The following is a 21,023-nucleotide window of genomic DNA, read 5'->3' as shown; positions in this document are numbered from 1 at the left end:
AGCACCCTGGTTCGGTCGGTTCAGACCCGGGGGCCGGCGGATGGTGGGGCGGTGAGGTCGTTTCGGTCCTCACCGCCCAGTTCGCGGGCGACGAAGTCCTCGATGTGGAACAGGTTGTCACCGGCCCGGTCCACCACGGTGAGCAGCGTGGACATGGAGGCGACCTCTTCCACCTGCTCCTTGAGGAACCATTGCATGAACTGTTCGCCCAGGTAATCACCCTGGTCCCGGGCGGTCTTGGCCAACGTGGTGATCTCGTCGGTAACCAGGCGCTCCTGGTCCAATGCCAGCTTCACCACGTCGTGCACCGAGCTGAAGTCGTTCCGAATCTCGCCGATTCCCGGGATGCGTGCCGGCAGACCGTTGTCCAGTAGGTAGCGCACCATGCTCATGGCGTGGTTGCGCTCCTCGAGTGCTTGCGCATAGAAGTGTGCGGCCAGCCGAGGCAGGTCCTGCCCGTCCAGCCATACCGCGACGGCGGTGTACTGCTGGGATGCGGTGAACTCGCTGCGAATCTGGTCAAGAAGCAGCTCGGGAAAACTCGGCATGGGAAAGACAATAGGTGTCGCACGTCCTCCGGGTGGCGGATTCCTGTCACGTCCGGACGACCGCTCGGCGACGTAGCGCGGGCACCGCCAGCAGTATGAACAGGAGACCACCGAACCGGCCCAACGGAATCAGGGGTCCGGTAATCGCCACCAGCGGAGCGGCCAGGTTGACCACCGACAGAAGCCCCAGCCCGGCAAACCCGAGACCGAGCGTGGTCAGCCACCCGGGCAGACGGCCACTCAGCCGGCCGGCCACGGCCAGCGTGCCCAGCAGCGCCGACAACGCGACCACGTGGGCCGGCCCGCCGACCAGGAACGCCAGGTAGAACACGGTGGCAACCAGGTTCCCGTCGCCGGTGGCCGCCGCGACCGAAGCGGTGCTCACCAGTGCGGCCGACAACAAGAGTGTCCCCGCCGCGACCGCGCCCGCGGCGGTGAGCTGTGCCGAAGGGCGACCGGTGAAGGTGCGCGCCAGCCCGGCGGTGAAAGCCAGCAGCGGGATCGCCGCCAACCCCTGGCCGATCGCGTTCGCCGCGACCGCCGCCGAGTTGACGGCGAAGAACTCGAGCACCTCTTGCGTCGGGGTCGCCGGGGTCGGCCACCCGGCTTTGGCCAGGGCGAAACTCCCCACCAAGCCAACCAGGAAGACCACTACGAACCCGAAACCGGCGAACAACCGTGGGTCCGACCGCCGTTCGACGTGCACCGTTTCAGCCATACCGCCAAGAGTGGCGATCCGGTGCCCCGAGCGCGTCCTCCCCGGGGCGCAACGGCGACTACCGCCCCGGGCGTACCGCGTGGGGCGACTACCGCCCTGGGCGTACCGCATGTTTCACGTGAAACATCCGTTCGAACACGAGCTCGTACAAATCAGGCTTTCAGCGCGTCCAAGGTCTCCAGGTCGTCGGCGGCCGTGCAGACGCGCCGCACCGTCTCCATGACGATGTCCCTCGGCTGGTAGTCGGGCTGGAGCGGGTGCCGGCCCAGGGTGCCCAGCCACATGAACATGGCGTGCGGCATCTGCTGGCGGTAGGCCAGGAACGCCTCCTCGGGCGAGGGCGGCTCGATCCCGGCTTCGGCCAGGCGCTGACCGTGCCGCGCGACCAGGTCTTTCTCCCACTCGCGGCGGTCTTCCGGGGTCAACCCGGAGGACAGCGCGTAGGCCAGGTCGCGCGCCCAACCGCCCTGTACCACGCACTGCCAGTCGCACAGCCCCATGGCGCCGTCCTTGGTGACGTACCAGTTCCCGGGGTGCACATCCGAGTGCAGCATGGTCTGCGGGCCGGAGATGTTGATCTCCAGGGAACGCATCAGCGCGGCCGGAACCTCGTGCCGGCGGTCGTACAGCCGGGCGGGAATGACGTGCCTGCCCCGGTCGAACCCGGACATGATGCGCTTGGTGGCGCCGATGGTCACGTTCAGCGTGGCCATGAAGTCGTAGGAGTTCCATAGCCAGCTGCCGTACATGCGCTGCAGCGGTGCGCCCCAGAACTTCACGTGCAGGGCGGCCAGCGTGTCCACCACGCCCTCGGCCATCTCCCGGGTGAGCTTGCGGGTCAGGATGGTGCCGAACTCGGCGCCCAGGGTGGCCGCGATGTCGTCCACGATCAGCATCTGCCGGTTGGAGATGGGGTCGTAGGCGGAGTACCGGGTGGGCGGCGCCTCGATTTCCAGCTGGGGCCGCACCAGGGCGTAGAAGTTTGCCTCGATCCGGCTCAGTCCGGCCGCCGCCGAAACCAGCCGGGTCTTGAAGTTCGGCCCGGACTTGGTGAAGAACCGGTACGGCAGGTCCTTCCCGGCCTCGTTGTACTGCACGGTCAGCCACCGCCGCGACGAGGTGCCGTCGTCCCGTTTGCCCAGCTCATGGCCGACCACTCGGGCACCCGGGACGTCGTCACAGAGCGCCAGGGTGAGCCATTCGTCGGTGATGGCCTCCGGAGTGGGAGGCACCTGGCGCAGGTTGACCGGTCGCGGCTTGGTCAGCCGTTCCTTGGCCACGTGGTACGCGATCCGCCCGGTGAGAGCGGCCAGCTCGAGTCGACTGCCCATGGCCGAGGAAGATAGCAGGTGCTGTACAGCGCGCGCCCAGGGACGCCACAAATCAGCGCAAGGTGACCTGGCGCCCGATGATGGAGTCACGAGCCCGGCGCTCGGCGTCGGTCACCGGCGAGCTGTCCAGGGACACCAGGGCCGAACCGAGCCGGTTGGCGAACGCCTCGGCCGGCGCCGACCACTCCTTGACGTGCATCTCCTTGTCGACGTCCCACACCGGGACCAGCAACCCGTGCGCGCGGAACGCGCCGACGAACCGCGAGCCTTCGCCCAGGTCCAGTTCCTCGCGGGCGAGCAGCCGGGCCAGCGCGGGCAGCAGCCGGTCCTCCGGCTCCGGCCGCAGCCAGCGGATGTGCGCCTTCTCGCCAGTGTCGGTCCAGTACGCGGAGCGAACCCCGTCGGCGCGCACCAGGTCGGTTGGCATGATGACGCTGTTGGCCCGCTCCAGCGTGGCCGTCATCTCCGGGGTGGCCTCCGTGCCCGGGTCCAGCCACCAGCTGAAGTCGGTGTGCACGGTGACGTCCAGTGGGGCGTCGGCCACCAGCAGATCCTGCAGCCGGACCGGGTCGCCGAGTGCCGCGCCGGCCACCGGCAGCTGCTCGCCCGGCTCGGCGGTCAACGCCCAGCGCAGCGCGCGGCCAAGGTCGGTGGAGATGTCCCCGGTACGGGTCTGCACCTGCATGCCGATCAGTGCCTCGCCGTTGCCGCGCACCAGAGCCGCCGAAGCGTTCGGCAGCACGGTGGCGACCTGCGCGGTCCGGCCGGCGGCCAGCTTCTTGCCGGCGTCGGCCAGGGTGAGCGGCGCCAGCGCGGACGGCACGAACTCGCGCATCGCGATCAGGTCCGGCGCGGCGGCCAGGTCGCGGAACGGGTCCAGCACGATCACGTCGTCGCCGGCGCCGTGGCAGGCCTTGTAGCGCTTGCCGGAGCCGCACGGGCAGGGCTGGCGCGGGTTGGGCCCGGCCGTCGCGTCGGCGGCCTTGCGCTGCGGGGACTTCCTGGTCTTCTTACTCATCGCGGCAACCGTATCGAACCGGGTTCAGCGGGCGGCGACGGGAGCGCGCACGCTCACCACCACCGGCAGGGGGATCTCCTGGGGCGGGTTGACCAGCGCGGTCAGCCAGAGCACGACGCGGGCGGTGACGAACGCGAGTGCCGTGGCGAACAGGTTCACGAACACGTGCAGGAGCACGCCGTCGGCGGCGGCCTGTACCCCGGACCGGAACAGCCAGATCACGGCGAACACGCCGAACACCACGTTGCCGATCCACAGGCCCCACCACACCAGCAGCAGCCGGCTGGGCCGGGGACGCTGGCTGGCCGGGTGGCGCAGCGCCGCGTGCTCCGCCTCGACCAGCACCGAACCGGGCACGGTCAGGTTCAGGCCGGGGACCAGCCAGCCGAGCAGCATGGCCCGGCGACTGCGCGACCCCTTGACCCCGGCGCACTCGTTCGCCGCCGACACCGCCCGAGGCAGCCAGGCCAACAGGAAGTAGGCGCCGACCAGCACGGACGTCACCGTGCACACCCACGCCGAGGCATGCTGGAAGGCGTCCGAGGCGGCCACCTCGGCGGCGTTGAGCGCGTCGGCCCGGCTGCGCAGCAGCAGGATGTACCGCCAGAGCTCGGCGATCGCGGCCAACCCGGCGAGCAGGCTCAGGCCGCGCAGCAGCGGCACCAGCAGCCCGGCGTGCTTGGCCGCAGCCGCGCCGTCGGCGCCGGGTGAGTCGTCCCGTTCCCGGCGGCGTTGCGGCTGGGCGACACCCCCGGCCTGCGCGGGCGCCATCGCGCCCTGCTCCGATGCCTTCTCGCCGACCCACGGCAACGCGGGGAAGCCCCATTGCGGAGTGCCCCGGTAGCGGGGCGGACCGGCGTAGCGCGGGGTGGGCACCCGGGCCGGCGGATAGCCGCCCGGGGGAGGCGGCGGCACCGCGACCCACTGCATGGGCACCAGGAACTGGCCGCAGTGCGCGCAGAAGGCGCCGCTCTGCTGGTCGACCGGCCGCGCGGGTTGGGCCAGCCCGCAACGTGGGCAGTTCATCGGCTCAGATCACTTGCGGCGCGTCCGGGCCTTCGCCGGCCAGCGGCTTGCCCGCCGCCGCCCAGGCCTGCATGCCGCCCTCCACGTTCACCGCCGGGTAGCCCTGGCCTACCAGGTACTGAACCACACGCCCGGATCTCCCGCCGGACCGGCAGATCACGTACAGCGGGTCCTGGTCCTCGGGCAGCTCGTGCAGCCGATTGCCCAGCTCGGACATCGGCAGGTGTACCGCGTCCGGGGCGTGCCCGGCGGCCCATTCGTCCGCCTCGCGCACGTCCACCGGGCGGGCGCCCGCCGGCAGCTCACCCACCAGTACCGAAGGCACCTGACCACTGTTCACACCGGCACCCTACCCACCACCCCCGTCAGCCCGCGGTAAAGAGCCGCCCGCGGTAAAGAGACGAAAGCCCCGGCACCGTGAGCGGGCCGGGGCTTTCGTCGAAGAAACGGCGTCAGTGCGCGGCGGTGGAGCGCTCCGAGCCGGCGCCGGTCAGCGAGCGGACCTCCATCTCGGCGTAGCGGCGGATCGACTCGGTCTCCCGTCCGCCGATGTAGGTGCCCACGATGCCCAGCACGAACGACAGCGGGATGGACACCAGGCCCGGGTTGGACAGCGGGAACCAGTGGAAGTCCACGCCCTTGATCATCGGCGTCTTCCCACCGGACACGGCCGGCGAGAACACGATCAGCACCACACAGGAGATCAGCCCGCCGTAGATGCTCCACAGTGCGCCGGTGGTGTTGAACCGCCGCCAGAACAGCGAGTAGAGGATGGTCGGCAGGTTCGCCGAGGCGGCCACCGCGAAGGCCAGCGCGACCAGGAAGGCGATGTTCTGCCCGTTGGCCAGGATGCCGCCGACGATGGCCACCAACCCGATCACCAGCGCGGTCCGCCGCGCCACCCGGACCTCGGAGTCCGGCTCGGTGTTGCGCTTGAGCACGTTCGCGTAGACGTCGTGCGCGAAGGAGGCCGACGCGGTGATGGTCAGGCCGGCCACCACGGCCAGGATCGTGGCGAAGGCGACTGCCGAGATGAGCCCGAGCAGTACCTCGCCGCCCAGCTCGTAGGCGAGCAGCGGGGCCGCCGAGTTCGCCCCACCGGGTGCGGCGGTGATCGTCGCCGGACCCACCAGCGCGGCCGCGCCGTAGCCCAGGACCAGGGTGAACAGGTAGAAGATGCCGATCAGCCAGATCGCCCACACCACGGAGCGGCGGGCTTCCTTGGCGCTGGGCACGGTGTAGAACCGCATCAGGATGTGCGGCAGGCCCGCGGTGCCCAGCACCAGGGCCAGGCCCAGCGATACGAAGTCGATCTTTGCGGTGTTCGAGACGCCGTACTGGAGGCCGGGCCCGAGGATCTTCTCACCGTTCTTCGGGCTCTGCGCCACGGCCTCGCCGAGCAGCCCGGAAAGGTTGAACCCGAACTTGCCCAGCACCCACGCGGTCATCACGGCGGCGCCGACCAGCAGCAGCGTGGCCTTGATGATCTGCACCCAGGTGGTGCCCTTCATGCCGCCGACCAGCACGTAGACCACCATCAGGATGCCGACCACGGCGATCACGGCGGACTGGCCGTCGAAGAAGGTGGACTTGTCGTCGTTGATGCCGAGCAGCAGGGAGATCAGGCCGCCCGCGCCGGCCATCTGGGCCAGCAGGTAGAAGAACGAGACCACCAGGGTGGACACCGCCGCCGCCGCGCGCACCGGGCGCTGCCGCATGCGGAACGACAGCACGTCGCCCATGGTGAACTTGCCGGTGTTCCGCAGCAGCTCGGCGACCAGCAGCAATGCCACCAGCCAGGCCACCAGGAAGCCGACCGAGTAGAGGAAGCCGTCGTAGCCGTTCAGCGCGATCGCGCCGGCGATGCCGAGGAACGAAGCGGCGGAGAGGTAGTCACCGGCGATGGCCACGCCGTTCTGTGTCCCGGTGAACGCCCGTCCGGCCGCGTAGTAGTCGGAAGCGGTGCGGTTGCTGCGCCCGACGTAGAACACGATGACCAGGGTGACCAGCACGAATACCAGGAAGATACCGATGTTGAGTATCGGCTCGCCAACCGTGGCCGAGCCGCCGGCCTGAGCCAGAAACGTGCCGTTCACTCGTCTTCCTCCCCGCCCTCGAGCTGGCGGCGAAGCCGCTCGGCGCCCGGATCCAGATGTTTGTTCGCGTACCGGACGTACACCGTGGTGATCAAGAAAGTGCTGACGAACTGGAGAAGTCCGATAACCAGTCCGACGTTGATGTTGCCCAGCAACTTGATCGACATGAATTCCGGCGCGTAGGCGGCCAGCAGTACGTAGAGCAGGTACCAGATCAGGAATGCCGCGCTCATCGGAAAGACGAAGCCGCGGAGACGTTTCCGCAGCTCACGGAATTCCCCGCTGGCTTGGATCTCCTGGAACGTCGTTCCCGGGTTGGACGCAGAACCGGTTGTCGTCACGAGACTTCCCCTCACGGACACCGTCGACCGAGAGTCGGAACCTTATGACAGTCTTGAGATTGTTGCCAATCGGCCCCCGGTGGGTTGCCGGTTTGTCGGCATCAATCGTTTTCGTTGAGCTTCCGGGCCCGGTCCTGGCTCAAACCCAGCCGCTCCGGTGCGTGCAGACGCAGCATCAGGCGGGAGACGTCCGGCAGCACCCGTGACTTGGTCATCCGGCTGACCACGATCATGGTCGCGAAGCCGAGCGGCACGGTGATCAACGCTGGGCGTTCGAAGAACTGCCCGAGGGCACCGCCGGGGTGCAGGCCGAACAGGAACAGGGTGACCGCGCCGGCCGAGCTGATCCCGCCGACCAGCAGCCCGGCCACGGCGCCGTAGTCGGTCAGCCGGTGCCACCAGATGCCCAGTAGCAGCAGCGGGCAGAAGGTGGACGCGGCCACCGCGAAGGCCAGCGCCACCGTCTGGGTGAAGTCCAGCCGCGAGGCGACCAGGGCCAGCGCCAGTGGCACCGCGCCGGCCAGCACGGTGGCCACCCGGAAGTCCCGCACCCCGCCCTTGCGGAACAGCGAGGGGCTGGTGGCGAGCACCCCGGCCACACCGACCACCAGGCCGGACGCGGTGGAGAGGAAGGCGGCCCAGGCGCCGGCCGCGACCAGTCCGGCGAGCAGCGTCGGCGCCAGCCCGTCGCCCAGAGCGGCCTGGGGCAGCAGCAGCACGGCGGCATCGGTGTCCCCGCCGACCAGCAGCTGCGGCACGTAGAGCCGGCTCAGCGCGCCGAGCAGCGTGGGCATCAGGTAGAACGCCCCGAGCAGGCCGAGCACCACCACCGTGGTGCGGCGGGTGGCCCGGCCGTCCGGGTTGGTGTAGAAGCGCACCAGCACGTGCGGCAGCCCCATGGTGCCCAGGAACGTGGCCATGATCAGCGAGTAGATGCTGAGCAGCTGGTTGTCCGCGTCCCCGGAAAGCGGGGTGAGCCAGCTGGAGTCCCGGATCGGGGTGCCGGCCGGCACCGGCACCGGGGTGCCCGCGCCGAAGGTCAGCAGGCTGCCCTCCCGCACCTCATGCACCCCGGGGCTCCAGCGCACCAAGCCCCGGACGTCCCGGTTGTCCACCACGCCGTCGGCCACGAAGCTGACCGGCTGGGAGACCTGCAGCAGCACGTCGGTCTTGATGTTCACCGTGGTCTCGTGCGGGAACTGCGGCGGCGCCGGCCGGTTGTACGGCCGGTGGTCGCTGCCGACGAATACCAGCAGCACGATGGCGGGCACGGTCAGCGCGGTCAGCTTCAACCAGTACTGGAAGGCCTGCACGAAGGTGATCGAGCGCATGCCGCCGAACATCACCGTGGCGATCACGATCAGCCCGGCGGCCACCACACCGCTCCACGCGGGCAGCTGGGGCACCACGGTGGCCACGGTGAGCCCGGCGCCCTGCAGCTGGGGGAGCAGGTACATCCAGCCGATGACCAGCACGAACACCGTGCACACCCGCTGCACGACCGGACTGTGCAGGCGGAAGTCGGCGAAGTCCGGCACGGTGTACGCGCCGGACCGGCGCAGCGGCGCGGACACGAACAGCAGCAGCGCCAGGTAGCCGGCGGTGAAGCCGACCGGGTACCAGAGCGCGTCCGGCCCGTCCTTCAGGATCAGCCCGGCGATGGAGAGGAAGGACGCGGCGGACAGGTACTCGCCGGAGATCGCGCTGGCGTTGGCGGTCGGTCCCACGGTGCGCGAGGCGACCAGGAAGTCCGACGTGTTGCGGGCGAACCGGACCCCGAATGAGCCGATCACCGTCGAGGCCACCGCGACGACCGCGATGAACGACAGCGCCACCACGGCACTCTGACTCATGACCACACACCCTACGACCAGGCACCGTGCGGCGGGCAGGTGCCGGTCGGATCAGCTCTGGATATGGTCCGCGAAGACCTGCTCGAGCCGGTCGGCCGAGCGCGAGTACATCCAACCGAGCCCGAGCAGGAACGGGTAGGCCAGCCCGCCGAGCAGCAACCACGGCAGGCGGATGCCGAACAGCTCGAACCGGCCCAGGATCGGGAAGATGTGGAACATCGCGGGCAGTGCGCCGAGCGTGATCAGTGCGATGCCCCCGATGCGCAGCGCCAGCGCGAGCTGCGAGCGGATCAGGCTGTTGGTCAGCACCTCGCCGACCTGGGTGAGCTCCTGCACGTCCACCACGGTGCGCACCGGTCGGGCGTGCCCCTTGCGGGAGGAGAGCACCACCCGGACCCGCTTGCCCGGCGGGTAGGTGCTGCTGTCCTCGGTGGGGGCGTAGAGGCCACCGGCCACCCGGGTGATCGGCGGAGGCGGCGGGACCTCGTCCTCCCGCTCGCGGCCCCGGTCGAACGGCTCGGACTCCGGCCGCGCCGGCATCGGGCGTTCCGTGGGGTCCTGCCGGACCCGGGAGAAGACGTCGGTTACCGCAGTTGGGGAGACCAGGCCCGGGCTGTTCATCGAGTGCTTGGGCACGTAGTCCAACCGGGGCCCGCCCGCCTGCGGAGCGGCCCCGTCCCTTCGCGCGTGCCGGCCGCCGCTCCCGATGGAACGGGACACGGTGCCGGACCCGTCGCCGCCGGCCGGGCTCGGGTTCGGGTTGGCGGGCGTGGGTGGCTCGCCGTCGGAACTCTGGGCGGCGGCGGGCTGCATCACGGGCTGTTGTGCGGCCGGAACCGCTACCGGGACCGCCGCCGGGACGGGGAAGGCCGGCTGGATGGTCGGCAGTGGGCCGCTCGGGTGCTCGGCCACCGGGACCTGCTCGCCCGAGGAGACCCGTTCGGCCGCTGGGATCGGCTCGACCGGGAACACCGGCTGTTCGACCTGAGCCGCGTACTCGACCGCGACGGGGTGCTCGTCGGGGGACGGGGCCTTGGGCGCCGGCACGGTGCCCTCGGCGATCCGCCGGTGCAGCTCGCGACGCATCGTGTCGGTGGCGGTCGGCGAGAGCGGGGCGTCCGCCGAGCCGGGCCCGGGGTCGGTATCCCCGTCACGTGCCCCGGGACCGCGATCCCGGTACGGCGGGTAACCGGTCGGATACTCCTCGGAGTTCATCACGTCCCTCGGGGCGTGCCTTCGTCGGTCAGCGCTGGCTCCAGGCCTGCTTGGTGGCCCGGACCAGCCGGTCCTTCAGCTCCCGGGTGTGCCGCCGGCTGACCGGCAGCTCAGCGGTCTCCGGCCCGGTGCCGATCCGCACCACATAACCCGACCCGGACAGCCGCAGCTCGGTGACCAGCGGCAACGACACCAGGTAGGAGCGGTGGATCCGCACGAACCCGGCATCGCGCCAACGGTCCTCGAGCACCGACAGCGGGATGCGGACCAGGTGGCTCTTGTTGTCGTTGGTGTGCAACCGGGCGTAGTCGCCCTGCGCCTCAACGTAACGCACGGCGGACCGGGGCACCAGCTTTGTCGTTCCGGCCAGCTCGACCGGAATGACCTCGTCGTCGCCGGGACCGGCGTCCGAGGTGCTGCCGTCCGGGCCGGTGACCACGCGCGCGGACAGTATCCGGTCCAGCGAGTTGCGCAGGCGCTCCGAGCGCAGCGGCTTGAGCAGGTAGTCCACCGCGCCGACCTCGTAGGCGTCCACCGCGCGGTCGTCGTGCGCGGTCACGAACACCACGGCGGGTGGCACCGACATGTTGGAGAACACCCGGGCCAGCTCCAGGCCGTCCAGCCCGGGCATGCGGATGTCCAGGAAAACCACGTCGACGTCGGTGCTGCGGGCGATCGGCGCGCCGGTGACCGGGTGCACCGGTACCGGCCCGTGCCCGACGTGACCGGCCCCGGCGTCCCGGGGGCGTTCCCGGGTGGACAGCAGGCGCAGCGCGTCGTTCGCGTTGGACGCGGTCAGCACTGTGCCGATCCGCTGGTCCTGGCCGAGCAGGTACTCGAGCTCGTCCAGCGCGGGCTTCTCGTCGTCCACCGCCAGGACGACCAGCCCGCCAGAGCTGTCTGTGCTGTTCACGATCTCCTCATCCTGCTCTACCGCTCCGGTGCCGATAGCTTACGGAATGGCTATCCATTATCTCACCGGGTTCACTTGCTCTGTCGAATCCTGGCGGTTCCGCCAAGTTCACATGTTGACGGTGATTCTGGCCGAGTGCCAGGCCTGATGACGTTTTCGCCACTCCCCTTATCGGGGGTTACCGCAAAAACGCCGTTACTCAGGGGTACCTAAGTGTCGTGGAAACGAGGTCTCTCACCCGTCTTCGGTGCCCAGCCGGCGCCTCGCGGCGTTGTCGTCGTCGCACGTAGCTCCGCTACGCACTCCTCCTCCGCCTTGCGACGCATCCGCCCGGAACACCGAATCCGGGCAAGGAACCTCGTTTCCACGACACTAGAGCCCGAACCGCGCCCACGCCGCCCGCACCTCGGCGGCGTGCAGCAGATCGTCGGCCAAACCGCCGCCGGACAGCCTGCCGCTGAGTCCGCCGCCGCCCACCCCCAACCGCGCGAGCAGCGGCTTGCGCCCCTCCACCGGCTGCGGCTCGGCGTCGGGGAAGCGCTCGGCCAGGATCTCTCTCGGCGTGCCGAGGCCGTCCACCAGGCCCAGTCGGTGCGCGTTCACGCCGGTCCAGACCTCGCCGTTGAACAGCTCGGTGTCCGCCTCGACCAGCCGGTCGCCGCGCCGCTCGCGCACCCAGGCCTGGAACTGCTGGTGCAGCTCGCCCTGCAGCCCGGTGAGCCACCGCACGTCCTCGGCCTTCTCCGGGAGGAACGGGTCCAGCCGGACCTTGTTCGTCCCGGCGGTGTGCACCCGGCGCTCCACGCCGATGCGGTCCAGCAGGCCGACCAGCCCGAAGCCGCCGCTGACCACGCCGATCGAGCCGACCAGCGAGGTCTTGTGCGCGTAGATCTGGTCGGCGGCGCAGGCCAGCCAGTAGCCGCCGGACGCGGCCACGTCCTCGCAGAACGCGAGCACGGGAACCGCCTTCCCGTCCTTGCCGTGCTCCTCGGCCAGGCCCCGGATCCGGTCCGCGATCAGCGCCGACTGGGTGGCCGAGCCGCCCGGGGAGTTGATCAGCAGGGCCACGCCGGCCAGCCGCTCGAAGCCGAACGCGCGCTTGAGCACCGGCTCCACCGTGCCCAGGTTCAGCACCGCGCGAGCGGCCGGCCCCAACGCGGGCGTGATCACTCCGTGCAGCCGGACCACGCTGACCACCGAACGCCCGGCCTGCTCGCCCAGCCTCCCCGGCAGCCGCCCGGCAACGACACTCGGTACCCGATCCAACAACGTCGCCATGGGCGACACGCTACGCGTGTGCCCGTGAGTGGCGAGTACTGCTACGCCTACGGCGCCGCGAAGCGGTGGCGATACTTCGCACTCACGGGAGCTTGCCGCCGGAGGCGGCTCGTGAGTGCGAAGTATCGCCATAGCAGTACTCGCCACTCACGGGCGACGGGCGTTCGCCCGCCGCGGCTACGCCCGGATGCCGGCGCGGAACTTCGGCACCCTCAGGGTGATCTTGGTGCCGGCGCCGGGGGCGGTGTCCACCACCAGGCCGAAGTCGTCGCCGAACGCGGAGCGCATCCGGTCGTCCACGTTGCCCAGGCCGACGTGCGCGCCCGACAGGTGCGCGTCGGACATCTCGTCGCGCAGCCGGGTGGGGTCCATGCCCACGCCGTCGTCCTCCACGCTGATCACGCACTCCGCACCGGCGTTCTCCGCCGTGATGGTGATCGATCCGCCCTGCGGCTTGTTGGCCAGGCCGTGCCGGACGGCGTTCTCCACCAGGGGCTGCAGGGCCAGGAAGGGCAGCACCACGGAGAGCACCTCGGGGGCGATCTGCAGCCGCACGTCCAGCCGGTCGCCGTAGCGGGCGGTCTCGATCATCAGGTACCGCTCGATGTTGGTCAGCTCGTCCTGCAGCGTGGTGTACTCGCCGGCCGTGCGGAACGAGTACCGGGTGAAGTCGGCGAACTCCAGCAGCAGCTCCCGGGCGCGCTCCGGGTCGGTGCGGATCAGCGAGGAGATCGTGGTCAGCGCGTTGTACACGAAGTGCGGGGAGATCTGCGCGCGCAACGCCCGGACCTCGGCGCGGGACAGCCGGGCGCGCGACTCGTCCAGCTCGGCCAGCTCCAGCTGGCTGGAGATGTAGCGCGCGACCTCCGCCGTGGCGCGCAGCAGCACCGGCGACGCCGTCGCGTCGGTCAGGGCGCCCAGCGTGCCGACGATGTTGCCCTCGGTCTCCAGCGGCACCACCACGATGCCCTTGATCACGCAGTCGTCCCGGCCGCAGTCGATCGCGGTGTGCGAGGCCACCTGCTGGCGGCCGGTGGCGATCACCTGTTTGGCCAGCTCGACCACGTCCAGCGTGTGGTGGTCGGCCTCGCCGTCCCAGGCCAGCGAGCGGGCCTGGGCGTCGGTCATGGTCAGCGCGGAGGTCTCCAGCAGGGTGCGCAGGTAGGGCAGCGCGAACGAGGCGGACTGCCGCGACAGCCCCTCCCGGAGCGCGGGCGCGGCCAGGGAGACGGTGTGCAGGGTGGAGAAGGTGGCCCGCTCCAGTGGCGAGGCGAACGCCTTGCGCCGGGTGCGCCACAGGAAGTACAGCGCCACCGCGGCCACGATGATGACCGTGACCAGCAGCACCAGCAGCGACTTGGTCGACGAAAGGAACTCGGGCACGGGTGCTATCTCACCAGGCGGGAGAGTCGGCGGTCCGCCAGGGGCTTGCCACCGGTCTGGCAGGTCGGGCAGTACTGGAAGGAACGGTCGGCGAAGGAGACCTCGCGGACGGTGTCCCCGCACACCGGGCACGGCAACCCGGTACGGGCGTGTACCCGGAGGCCGGAGCGTTTCTCGCCCTTCAGCTTGGCCGCCTCCTGGCCGACCGAACGGTCCACCGCGTCGGTGAGGACCTGTTGCGTCGCCGCGTGCAGGGCGTCCAGCTTGGCGTCGTCCAGGCGGCCGGCCACCGCGTACGGGGACAGCTTGGCGACGTGCAGGATCTCGTCCGAGTAGGCGTTGCCCACCCCGGCGAGCACCGACTGGTCGGTGATCAGGTTCTTGATCCGCTCGTTCCGCCCGCGCAGCAGCTCGGCGAGGCCTTCGCGGGTGAGGGCCAACGCGTCCGGACCGAGCTTGGCGATTCCGGGCACCTCGGTCGCCGGGTCGCGGACCACATAGACGGCCAGCCGCTTCTGCGTGCCGGCCTCGGTGAGGTCGAAACCCGGGCCGCCGGGCGTACCCAGGTGCACGCGCAGGGCGATCGGCCCCTTGCCGGTGGGCTTCGGTGGGACCGTGCTCGCCGTGTCGTGCCAGCGCAGCCAGCCGGCTCGGGACAGGTGGGTGACCAGGTGCAGCCCGTCGCACTCCATGGCCAGGAACTTGCCGTACCGGGCGGCGCCGGTGACCGTCCGTCCGGCCAGCGCGGACACCGGCGGGTCGAACGTCTTGAGGGCACTCATGCTGGCCTGGTCCACCCGGGCCACCTGGTGGCCCTCGGCGTGCTCACGCAGGTACCGGGCGAGCGCCTCGACCTCGGGTAATTCCGGCATGCCGCTAGCTCACCGGTTGCAATGGTCCGTCGGCGAAGGCCGGGGTGGCCCTGGTCCGGATGCTGCGGATGACCATCTTGGTCTCCTCGCGGGCCTTGCTGACCCCGCGGACCATGCCCACCCAGTGCTCCGGGTCCAGGTCGTAGCCGCCCGGCGTCTGCGCCACGATGGTCCACGGCCGGCGAAGCACCCAGCGCACCGGGAAGAAGCCGATGACGATCAGCGAGGCCAGCGAGATCCACCAGGGCACGTGCACGTCCTTGGGCATCCAGCTGAACAGCGCGAGGTAGAACAACCCCAGCGTGGACAGGATCACCACGGCGGCGGCCCGCCCGCCGTCCACGTCGTGCTCGAAGTCCTCCCCGGTGGCCGGCGCGGCCCACTCCATCCGCCGGCGCACGGTCCAGGTGCGGCCGTCCGATCCGGTCACGGTCTTCGATTTGGTGATCATGACTTAATCCCTACCTAATGCCCTCGGGAACGACGTCATCTTCCCATAGCATCGGGCTCGTGCGTGGGCATGAACTGCGGTACGACCGGGCGCACGGGGCAAGAATTTACGACTACATCCTGGGCGGGAAGGATCACTACCCGCTGGACCGGGAGGCCGGGGACGCCGCGCTGGAGGGCTGGCCGTCGCTGCGCACCAGCATGCGGGCCAACCGCGCGTTCATGCACCGGGTGTCCCGGTACCTGGCCACCGAGCGGGGCGTCACCCAGTTCCTGGACGTGGGCACCGGCATCCCCACCTCGCCGAACCTGCACGAGGTGGTGCAGGAGGTGCGCCCGGAGGCCCGGGTGGTCTATGTGGACAACGACCCGATCGTGCTCGCGCACGCCCGCGCGCTGCTCACCAGCACCCCGGACGGCGCCACCGCGTACATCCACGCCGACCTGCGGGAACCCGAAGAGATCATCGAGTCCGAGGAGCTGCGGGAGACGCTGGACCTGTCCAAGCCGATCGGCTTCACCCTGATCGCCATGCTGCACTTCATCGAGGACGAGGACGAGGCGCACCGGGTGGTCCGCCAGATGCTGGAGATCCTGCCGTCGGGCAGCTACTTCGCCCTGTCCACGGCCACCGCCGATTTCGCCCCGGAAGGCATGCGCAACGTGCAGCGGGAGTACCGGGCCCGCGGCGAGGCGATGAACCTGCGGAAGAAGTCGCGGGTGGAACGGTTCTTCGACGGGTTGGAGCTGGTAGAGCCCGGAGTGGTCCAGGTGCACAAGTGGCACCCGGACGCACTGCGGGAGATGCGGGTCGCGGACGAGGACGTGGCCATGTACGGCGGGCTGGCCCGCCTGCTCTAGGTCTCCCGCACGCGCCCAACTGGGCGCGTGCTCGGCCAGCGCCTCCGGCGCTAGAGGTCGGCGCGTTTGCGACCGATGAAGCCGGTGTAGTGCAGCGGCTCCCGGTTGGTGGCCAGGCGGTGCTGGTAGACCCGGGAGCCGGCCACCTCCAGCGCGTTGTGGTGCACCGCGTCACGCAGCAGGGCGGCGAACCCGGAGGGGTCCTCGTCGGTCAGGAAGTCCTTCTTGATGTTGAGCACGATCCAGCCGCCGTCCTCGACCAGGTTGTACGCGGCGCGGTAGCACTCCGGTGGGATGTCGCCGAAGCCCACCGCGGCGATGCAGGTGAGCGCGTTGAACCGGTATTCGCGGAGGCTCCCGCGCTGCTCGGCGGTGAGCGCGGTCAGGTCCAGCACGTGGTAGTCGCGGTAGACCTCCGGCCGGTCCCTCTTGGCCGCTTCGGCCGCCTCGGGGAGGATGTCCGCCGCCACGGCGAGGTCCACGCCCAGCTTGGCCAGCTCCTCGCCCATGATCCCGTTGCCGGCCCCGAGGTCCAGCACCCGCAGCCGGCCCGGGTTCTCCCCGGCCTCTAGCAGGCGCTCGGCCAGGAACTCGCACATGAACCGGGGCGAGTCGCAGCAGAGAGTGTCGTAGAAGAGCTGTTCGTAGAGCCCGGGAATCTCGAAAATGGCGGCATAATCGTGGAACTTTATTTCGCGCCAGCCGTTGGTCGTCTCGATCACGAACCATTCGGCGTCCTGGTCGTAGTTTCGCGTGGGCTCTGGTAGCGCAATGCGATGACCCATAATTCGTAAGCATACAACGCCCTTAGCAGTTCCGGCCGTCGTTGATGCAGTCGGACATCAGCTTGCGCACCGCGTCCGGGGCCATGTTCTCGAAGTCGGCGTGGTCGGTTCGCGGGTCGTGCTGCTGGTCGGGGAAGGTGTCGAGGGAGAAGTTGCGGCCCGGGGGCTGGTCGTAGACCAGGCGCATGCGCAGCTGGGGAATGGGCTCGAAGTCGTCCTTGCAGTCGCCGTCGTCGTCCGCGAACGCGGTGTGCTGGCGCATGTCCTTGGAATCGAGGTTCTCGCCGTCCCAACAGTTGGGGAACTCCAGAATACGCACGAGTTTACTGCCGGAAGGGCAAAGTGGGTATTTGTCGGTAAGCCGGTTCTCGTATCCGGTACAGGTCCATTGCGCATTCGCGTTCTTGTCCCCGTTGGTCTTCGCCTTGGCGTCGCCGGTGATGATCATCAGGTCGTCCGGCATGGTCTTGACCTTCTGCCGGGGGTTGCCGACGAACCGCATCTCGGCGACCGTCGGGCGCAGGATCCGGCCGAAGTTGCCGTCCAGGCCGCCGCCGTCCCGGTTCTCGTCGTCGCCGTCGAACCGGGTGTCCCGGAGCACCGGCCAGAAGAAGGTGGACTTGTTGTTCCGGTCGCAGGTGGTGCCGGCCTTGTGCAGGCTCTCCTCGTCGGAGAACGCGTCGGTGGACAGGTTGCCCACGTAGTCGTGCACGTGCTGGGCGCCGTTGCGCTTGTCCGGGGCGACCATGTAGTTGTCCGAGTTGCGGTGCCCGTTGCCGTTGGTGCCGCACTTGGCGATGAAGCTGCCGTTCGACGCGTTCGGGCCCTTGCGGTCCTCCCGGTCCGGCTCGACGTCCAGGATGTTCTCGTAGTCGTCGTCGTCCGCCTCGTCCGCCTTGTCCCGGCCGGGGAACTCCTTGTCGTCGTCCTTGTTCCGGCTCTGGCCCGGGCGTTCGCGGTCGTCCTCCCGGTTGTCGTTCTTGTCGTCCTTGTCCGACTTGGCGGAAGCGTTGCGGCCCTCGTCGCGCGCGATGGCGGACCCGGTGCCGAGCAGCGTGCCGCCGGCGACCAGGCTGGCCAGGATCAGGATCATCAGTCTGCGTGGTGGGGCCAGTCGGTGTCGAGCCATCAGATTTCCCTCTGTCTTGTGAATCAGGGTTTGTTGATCAGGTCGGTCAGGTCCTTGGTGTGCCGGTCGACCAGCGCGGCGGCCTGGTCGGCCAGCGCCCGGACCAGCTCGTTGCGCGTCTGCGCCCTGGCCTCGGCGATGAGCGGGGTGAGCTGGCCGCAGCCGGCCCGCAGCTTGGCCAGCAGTGCCTGGTCGTAGCGCCCGCCGGAGGTGCTGGACAGCTGCGACGACCAGGCCTGCTGCTGGCCGGTGGGCTGGCTGGGCAGTTGCACGGCGAGTTGGACGGCCACGGCCCGCACGCGGTCGGAGAGCTCGGTCAGGTCGGCGGCGACCGTGGTGGCGACCGCGCGCACCGCCGGACGGCGGGCCAGCTGGCCGGCCTGCTGGCTGACGGGGATGCGCCAGAGCAGGTCCTGGCGCAACATGGTCAACAGCGCCCGGTCGGCGGGGCCGACCGGGCCCGACTCGTGAGGCGTCCAACCACCTCCGTCGGTGGCCAGCCTGGTCGGTGTCGCCGGCAGGGAGACCCAGGCCAGCACGGCGACGGCCAGGGACGTGAGCAACGTGAACAGCATCGTGACGCGGGTGGACAGGGACACGGCGTGGGGAGCCTTTCGTTCGGTGGCCGGCGGGGGAGCGCGTGGGGGAGCGCCCGGCCATCGGGTGCACAGTCAAGGCGCCCGGCCCCGGCGAGTTGCGCAAGCTGAGAGCGCGAGGAACTCGGTGGTCGCCCGAATGCGGTGGGCCGCGGGCGACTAGTCCGGCCGGTCGGGGCCGTTCCGCCAGCCGCTGCAACGACGGCTCAGGTACTCGCCCCAGGTACTGCGCCGGTCGGGTAGACCCACCGCTCGCCGATTGTCAAGACACCCGATACGGGGCAATTCTGTAACAAATGCCCCAGACACATACGGCGCTCCCCACCGCCATCCACCGCTACCGAGTGCTGCTCGCGGTCTCCGCGAACGGCACGTCCCGGCCCTCCGGCGTGACCGGTCCGTCCGGCATGACCGGGTTGCCCCGCGCGCTGCGCGCGCACGCCTTCGACGCCACCGTGATCCACGACGGCACCCGGGTGCTGGACGCCGTGCAGTCCGGCCGGTTCGCCGCCGTGGTCCTGGAGGCCGGGCTGTCCGGGCTGGACACGTCGGCCGTGCTCTCCGGCCTGCACCGGCTCGCCCCGGACACCCCGGTCATCGCGCTGACCACCCGCGAGCAGCGCGACCTGGTGCTCTCCGCGCTGCGCGGCGGCTGCGACGACTTCCTGCTCACCCCGTGCGGCACCGAAGAACTGGTCACCCGGCTCTGGCTGCGGGTGCGCGACCAGCAGCCGGCCGAGCGCACGGTGGCCCGGCGCGGCGACGTCACCGTGGACCTGGCCCTCGGCCTGGTCAGCGTGGACGGCCAGCTGGTCACCCTCACCCCGACCGAGTTCGCGCTGCTCACGATCCTGGTCTCGCACCCCGAGCAACCGCTGTCCGCCGAGGCCCTCACCCGGATGCTCTGGCGCGACCCGCCGTCGTCCAACGTGGTCGAGGTCTACATCGGCTACCTGCGCCGCAAGCTCGGCCCCGAACGCATCCGCACCATCCGCAACGCCGGCTACCTCCTAGAGGAATAACCCGATTCAGTGCCTTCAGCAGAGTGATTCAGTGGGTTTGGCACACCGATTCAGTCGGTTTGGCAGGGTGGTTCAGTGGTTTCTGGCGGCGCCGGCTCGGTGCCTTTGCGCAGAGCGAGGACGGTGCCGGCGGTGGCCGCCAGGCCGACCGCGCCGGCCACCAGGAACGTGGTCCTCGGTGATGTGGCGTCCAGTAGCAGCCCGCCTCCCAGGTAGGACAGGCCGGCCGCCACGCCGATGCCGCCGTAGAACGCGCCGAACACGCGCCCCTGCAACCGCTCGGGCACGAACCGCTGCAACATCGTGGTGGCGGCCACGTCCATCGCGGCGATGCCCAGCCCCCGGACCGCCTGCAGCCCGAAGGCCACGGCGACCGCCCAACTCAGCCCGGTCAGCAGGTTGCCGGCGCTGCTCACCGCAAACCCGGCGAGCAGCATCGCGCCCATCGCCCTGGTCGGGTGGAACCGTGACAGCAGCCAGTAGCCGAGCAGCAGCCCCAGGCCGACCGCACTGAGCAGCGCCGCGACCGCCGAGTCGCCGCCGCCGAGGTCCCTTTGGGTGAGGAACACCAGCGCCACGTCGTCGATCCCGTTGGCCGCCACCACGGCGAACGTCCCGAACAGCACCGCCCTCGCCACCAGGTTGCCGCGCAGGTAGCCGAAACCCTCGCGGAGGCCGGCCAGCGTGCCGCCTTCGGTGGCGGCCGGCCGGCGCATCGCGGGCAGCCGCAGCAGCAGCGCGGCGGAGATCAGGAAGGTGGCGGCGTCGATCAGCAGTACCCCGCGCACCCCGAGCACCGGAAGCAGCACGGCCGCCATCAGCGGGCCGACCGCCTCGGCGCCATTGGTGCCGAGACCGAGCGCGGCGTTCGCCCCGGGCAGCACCGCCGGCTCGACCAGGCCGCCGACCGCCGTGCGCGACGCCGGCGCGAACACCTGGGCCGCCAGTGCGCGGGCGGCGACCAGCGCGAGTAACGCCGGCAGCCCGGGCAGCCAGAGCGCGATCACCACGGTCAGCGCGGCCTGGGTCAGTTCACAGGTGATCATGATGCGGCGCAGGTCGAACCGGTCGCTGAGCGCGCCGGCCAGCGGGCCGAACAGCGCCGGCAGCACCTCCCCGAACACCAGCAGCGCGGCCACCGCCAGCGCCTGACCCGTGTGGTCGGCGACGTAGAGCAGCAGGGCGACCAGGCTCAGCGAGTCGCCCAGGAAGGACACCGTGCGGGCGGTCCACAACGCGCCGAACCTCGGGTTGGCGCGAACGAGGGCAATCACCGGGTCATCTTGTCCGGGGGATCGCGGGTGCGCCGCTCAGTTTCGCCCCCTCACCCCGCGAGTCGGCGCTCTCGGCACACCGAGTCGGCGGTTTGAGCACACACCGAGTTCTGGCGGCTCAGGGTGCGTGAGTCAGCGACCCGATGTCCGGGAAACCGCGACACAGGGGTGCCTGACCGGCGATGCGCGCGGCTGGAATGGAGACACCGCGTGCCGCCAGTGCGACACACGGTGTCTGGATCGTCGACTCAGCGTGCTGAAACGGCCGACTCGGTGTGCCGCCAATCCCAGCTCGCTGTGCCTGAATTCCCGAC

Annotated in this window: 21 protein-coding genes; 2 read left to right on the top strand and 19 right to left on the bottom strand. The window is 70.2% G+C overall.

Annotation, left to right across the window (positions count from 1 at the left end; genetic code table 11):
* Positions 1-20: 20 nt before the first annotated feature.
* From ABEB12_RS00320 to ABEB12_RS00250, 15 genes are all read right to left on the bottom strand, one after another.
* Complete coding sequence (locus ABEB12_RS00320) at positions 21-548, bottom strand: ferritin-like domain-containing protein (protein ID WP_185058382.1); 528 nt, start codon at positions 546-548, stop codon at positions 21-23.
* 46 nt (positions 549-594) lie between these two features.
* Complete coding sequence (locus tag ABEB12_RS00315; RefSeq protein WP_185058381.1) at positions 595-1,266, bottom strand: hypothetical protein; 672 nt, start codon at positions 1,264-1,266, stop codon at positions 595-597.
* A 152-nt stretch (positions 1,267-1,418) separates the two neighbouring features.
* On the bottom strand, positions 1,419-2,597 hold the full coding sequence (locus ABEB12_RS00310; protein ID WP_185058380.1) for a phosphotransferase: 1,179 nt from the start codon (positions 2,595-2,597) through the stop codon (positions 1,419-1,421).
* Positions 2,598-2,649: 52 nt separating this feature from the next.
* Positions 2,650-3,615: a DUF5926 family protein gene (locus ABEB12_RS00305; protein WP_185058379.1), complete on the bottom strand. Its 966-nt coding sequence runs from the start codon at positions 3,613-3,615 to the stop codon at positions 2,650-2,652.
* Positions 3,616-3,639: 24 nt separating this feature from the next.
* A complete protein-coding gene (locus tag ABEB12_RS00300; RefSeq protein WP_185058378.1) occupies positions 3,640-4,641 on the bottom strand; it encodes a DUF4328 domain-containing protein in 1,002 nt (333 codons plus the stop codon).
* A 4-nt stretch (positions 4,642-4,645) separates the two neighbouring features.
* The gene (locus ABEB12_RS00295; protein ID WP_185058377.1) at positions 4,646-4,981 is read right to left on the bottom strand and encodes a rhodanese-like domain-containing protein; all 336 of its coding nucleotides are present in this window, start codon (positions 4,979-4,981) and stop codon (positions 4,646-4,648) included.
* Positions 4,982-5,093: 112 nt separating this feature from the next.
* Positions 5,094-6,737: a solute symporter family protein gene (locus tag ABEB12_RS00290; RefSeq protein WP_345702442.1), complete on the bottom strand. Its 1,644-nt coding sequence runs from the start codon at positions 6,735-6,737 to the stop codon at positions 5,094-5,096.
* Complete coding sequence (locus tag ABEB12_RS00285; protein ID WP_185058376.1) at positions 6,734-7,078, bottom strand: DUF485 domain-containing protein; 345 nt, start codon at positions 7,076-7,078, stop codon at positions 6,734-6,736. Before ABEB12_RS00285 ends, ABEB12_RS00290 begins: the two co-directional genes overlap by 4 nt.
* A gap of 101 nt (positions 7,079-7,179) precedes the next feature.
* Positions 7,180-8,931, bottom strand: coding sequence for a sodium:solute symporter family transporter (locus ABEB12_RS00280; RefSeq protein WP_185058375.1), 1,752 nt, complete (start codon positions 8,929-8,931; stop codon positions 7,180-7,182).
* A 51-nt stretch (positions 8,932-8,982) separates the two neighbouring features.
* A complete protein-coding gene (locus ABEB12_RS00275) occupies positions 8,983-10,146 on the bottom strand; it encodes a hypothetical protein (RefSeq protein WP_221497508.1) in 1,164 nt (387 codons plus the stop codon).
* 28 nt (positions 10,147-10,174) lie between these two features.
* Positions 10,175-11,059, bottom strand: a complete 885-nt coding sequence (locus ABEB12_RS00270) for a response regulator (protein WP_185058374.1) — start codon at positions 11,057-11,059, stop codon at positions 10,175-10,177.
* 372 nt (positions 11,060-11,431) lie between these two features.
* A complete protein-coding gene (locus ABEB12_RS00265; protein WP_185058373.1) occupies positions 11,432-12,337 on the bottom strand; it encodes a S49 family peptidase in 906 nt (301 codons plus the stop codon).
* Positions 12,338-12,514: 177 nt separating this feature from the next.
* Positions 12,515-13,720 carry a histidine kinase gene (locus ABEB12_RS00260; RefSeq protein WP_185058372.1) on the bottom strand — a complete coding sequence of 402 codons (1,206 nt, stop codon included), beginning with the start codon at positions 13,718-13,720 and terminating at the stop codon, positions 12,515-12,517.
* Positions 13,721-13,725: 5 nt separating this feature from the next.
* Positions 13,726-14,592 carry an Fpg/Nei family DNA glycosylase gene (locus ABEB12_RS00255; protein WP_185058371.1) on the bottom strand — a complete coding sequence of 289 codons (867 nt, stop codon included), beginning with the start codon at positions 14,590-14,592 and terminating at the stop codon, positions 13,726-13,728.
* A gap of 4 nt (positions 14,593-14,596) precedes the next feature.
* On the bottom strand, positions 14,597-15,043 hold the full coding sequence (locus ABEB12_RS00250) for a hypothetical protein (RefSeq protein ID WP_185058370.1): 447 nt from the start codon (positions 15,041-15,043) through the stop codon (positions 14,597-14,599).
* Between the two features lie 59 nt (positions 15,044-15,102).
* Between ABEB12_RS00250 and ABEB12_RS00245 the strand changes: the two genes are divergently transcribed.
* Positions 15,103-15,903, top strand: coding sequence for an SAM-dependent methyltransferase (locus tag ABEB12_RS00245; protein ID WP_345702441.1), 801 nt, complete (start codon positions 15,103-15,105; stop codon positions 15,901-15,903).
* Between the two features lie 50 nt (positions 15,904-15,953).
* On the opposite strand, the gene ABEB12_RS00240 is transcribed toward ABEB12_RS00245, so the two are convergent.
* From ABEB12_RS00240 to ABEB12_RS00230, 3 genes are read right to left on the bottom strand one after another with little or no spacing between them, the layout of a single operon-like run.
* On the bottom strand, positions 15,954-16,688 hold the full coding sequence (locus tag ABEB12_RS00240) for a methyltransferase domain-containing protein (protein WP_185058368.1): 735 nt from the start codon (positions 16,686-16,688) through the stop codon (positions 15,954-15,956).
* 22 nt (positions 16,689-16,710) lie between these two features.
* On the bottom strand, positions 16,711-17,817 hold the full coding sequence (locus ABEB12_RS00235) for a DUF1996 domain-containing protein (protein ID WP_185058367.1): 1,107 nt from the start codon (positions 17,815-17,817) through the stop codon (positions 16,711-16,713).
* A 23-nt stretch (positions 17,818-17,840) separates the two neighbouring features.
* The gene (locus ABEB12_RS00230; RefSeq protein ID WP_185058366.1) at positions 17,841-18,392 is read right to left on the bottom strand and encodes a DUF4142 domain-containing protein; all 552 of its coding nucleotides are present in this window, start codon (positions 18,390-18,392) and stop codon (positions 17,841-17,843) included.
* A 317-nt stretch (positions 18,393-18,709) separates the two neighbouring features.
* On the opposite strand from ABEB12_RS00230, the gene ABEB12_RS00225 reads away from it, so the two are divergent.
* Positions 18,710-19,435 carry a winged helix-turn-helix domain-containing protein gene (locus ABEB12_RS00225; RefSeq protein ID WP_185058365.1) on the top strand — a complete coding sequence of 242 codons (726 nt, stop codon included), beginning with the start codon at positions 18,710-18,712 and terminating at the stop codon, positions 19,433-19,435.
* Positions 19,436-19,485: 50 nt separating this feature from the next.
* On the opposite strand, the gene ABEB12_RS00220 is transcribed toward ABEB12_RS00225, so the two are convergent.
* Positions 19,486-20,709: an MFS transporter gene (locus ABEB12_RS00220; RefSeq protein WP_221497507.1), complete on the bottom strand. Its 1,224-nt coding sequence runs from the start codon at positions 20,707-20,709 to the stop codon at positions 19,486-19,488.
* Between the last annotated feature and the right edge of the window lie 314 nt (positions 20,710-21,023).

It is taken from the genome of Actinospineispora eucalypti (assembly GCF_039543365.1).
Classification (GTDB): Bacteria; Actinomycetota; Actinomycetes; order Mycobacteriales; family Pseudonocardiaceae; genus Pseudonocardia; species Pseudonocardia eucalypti.
This window is presented reverse-complemented; position numbering and strand designations above follow the sequence as displayed.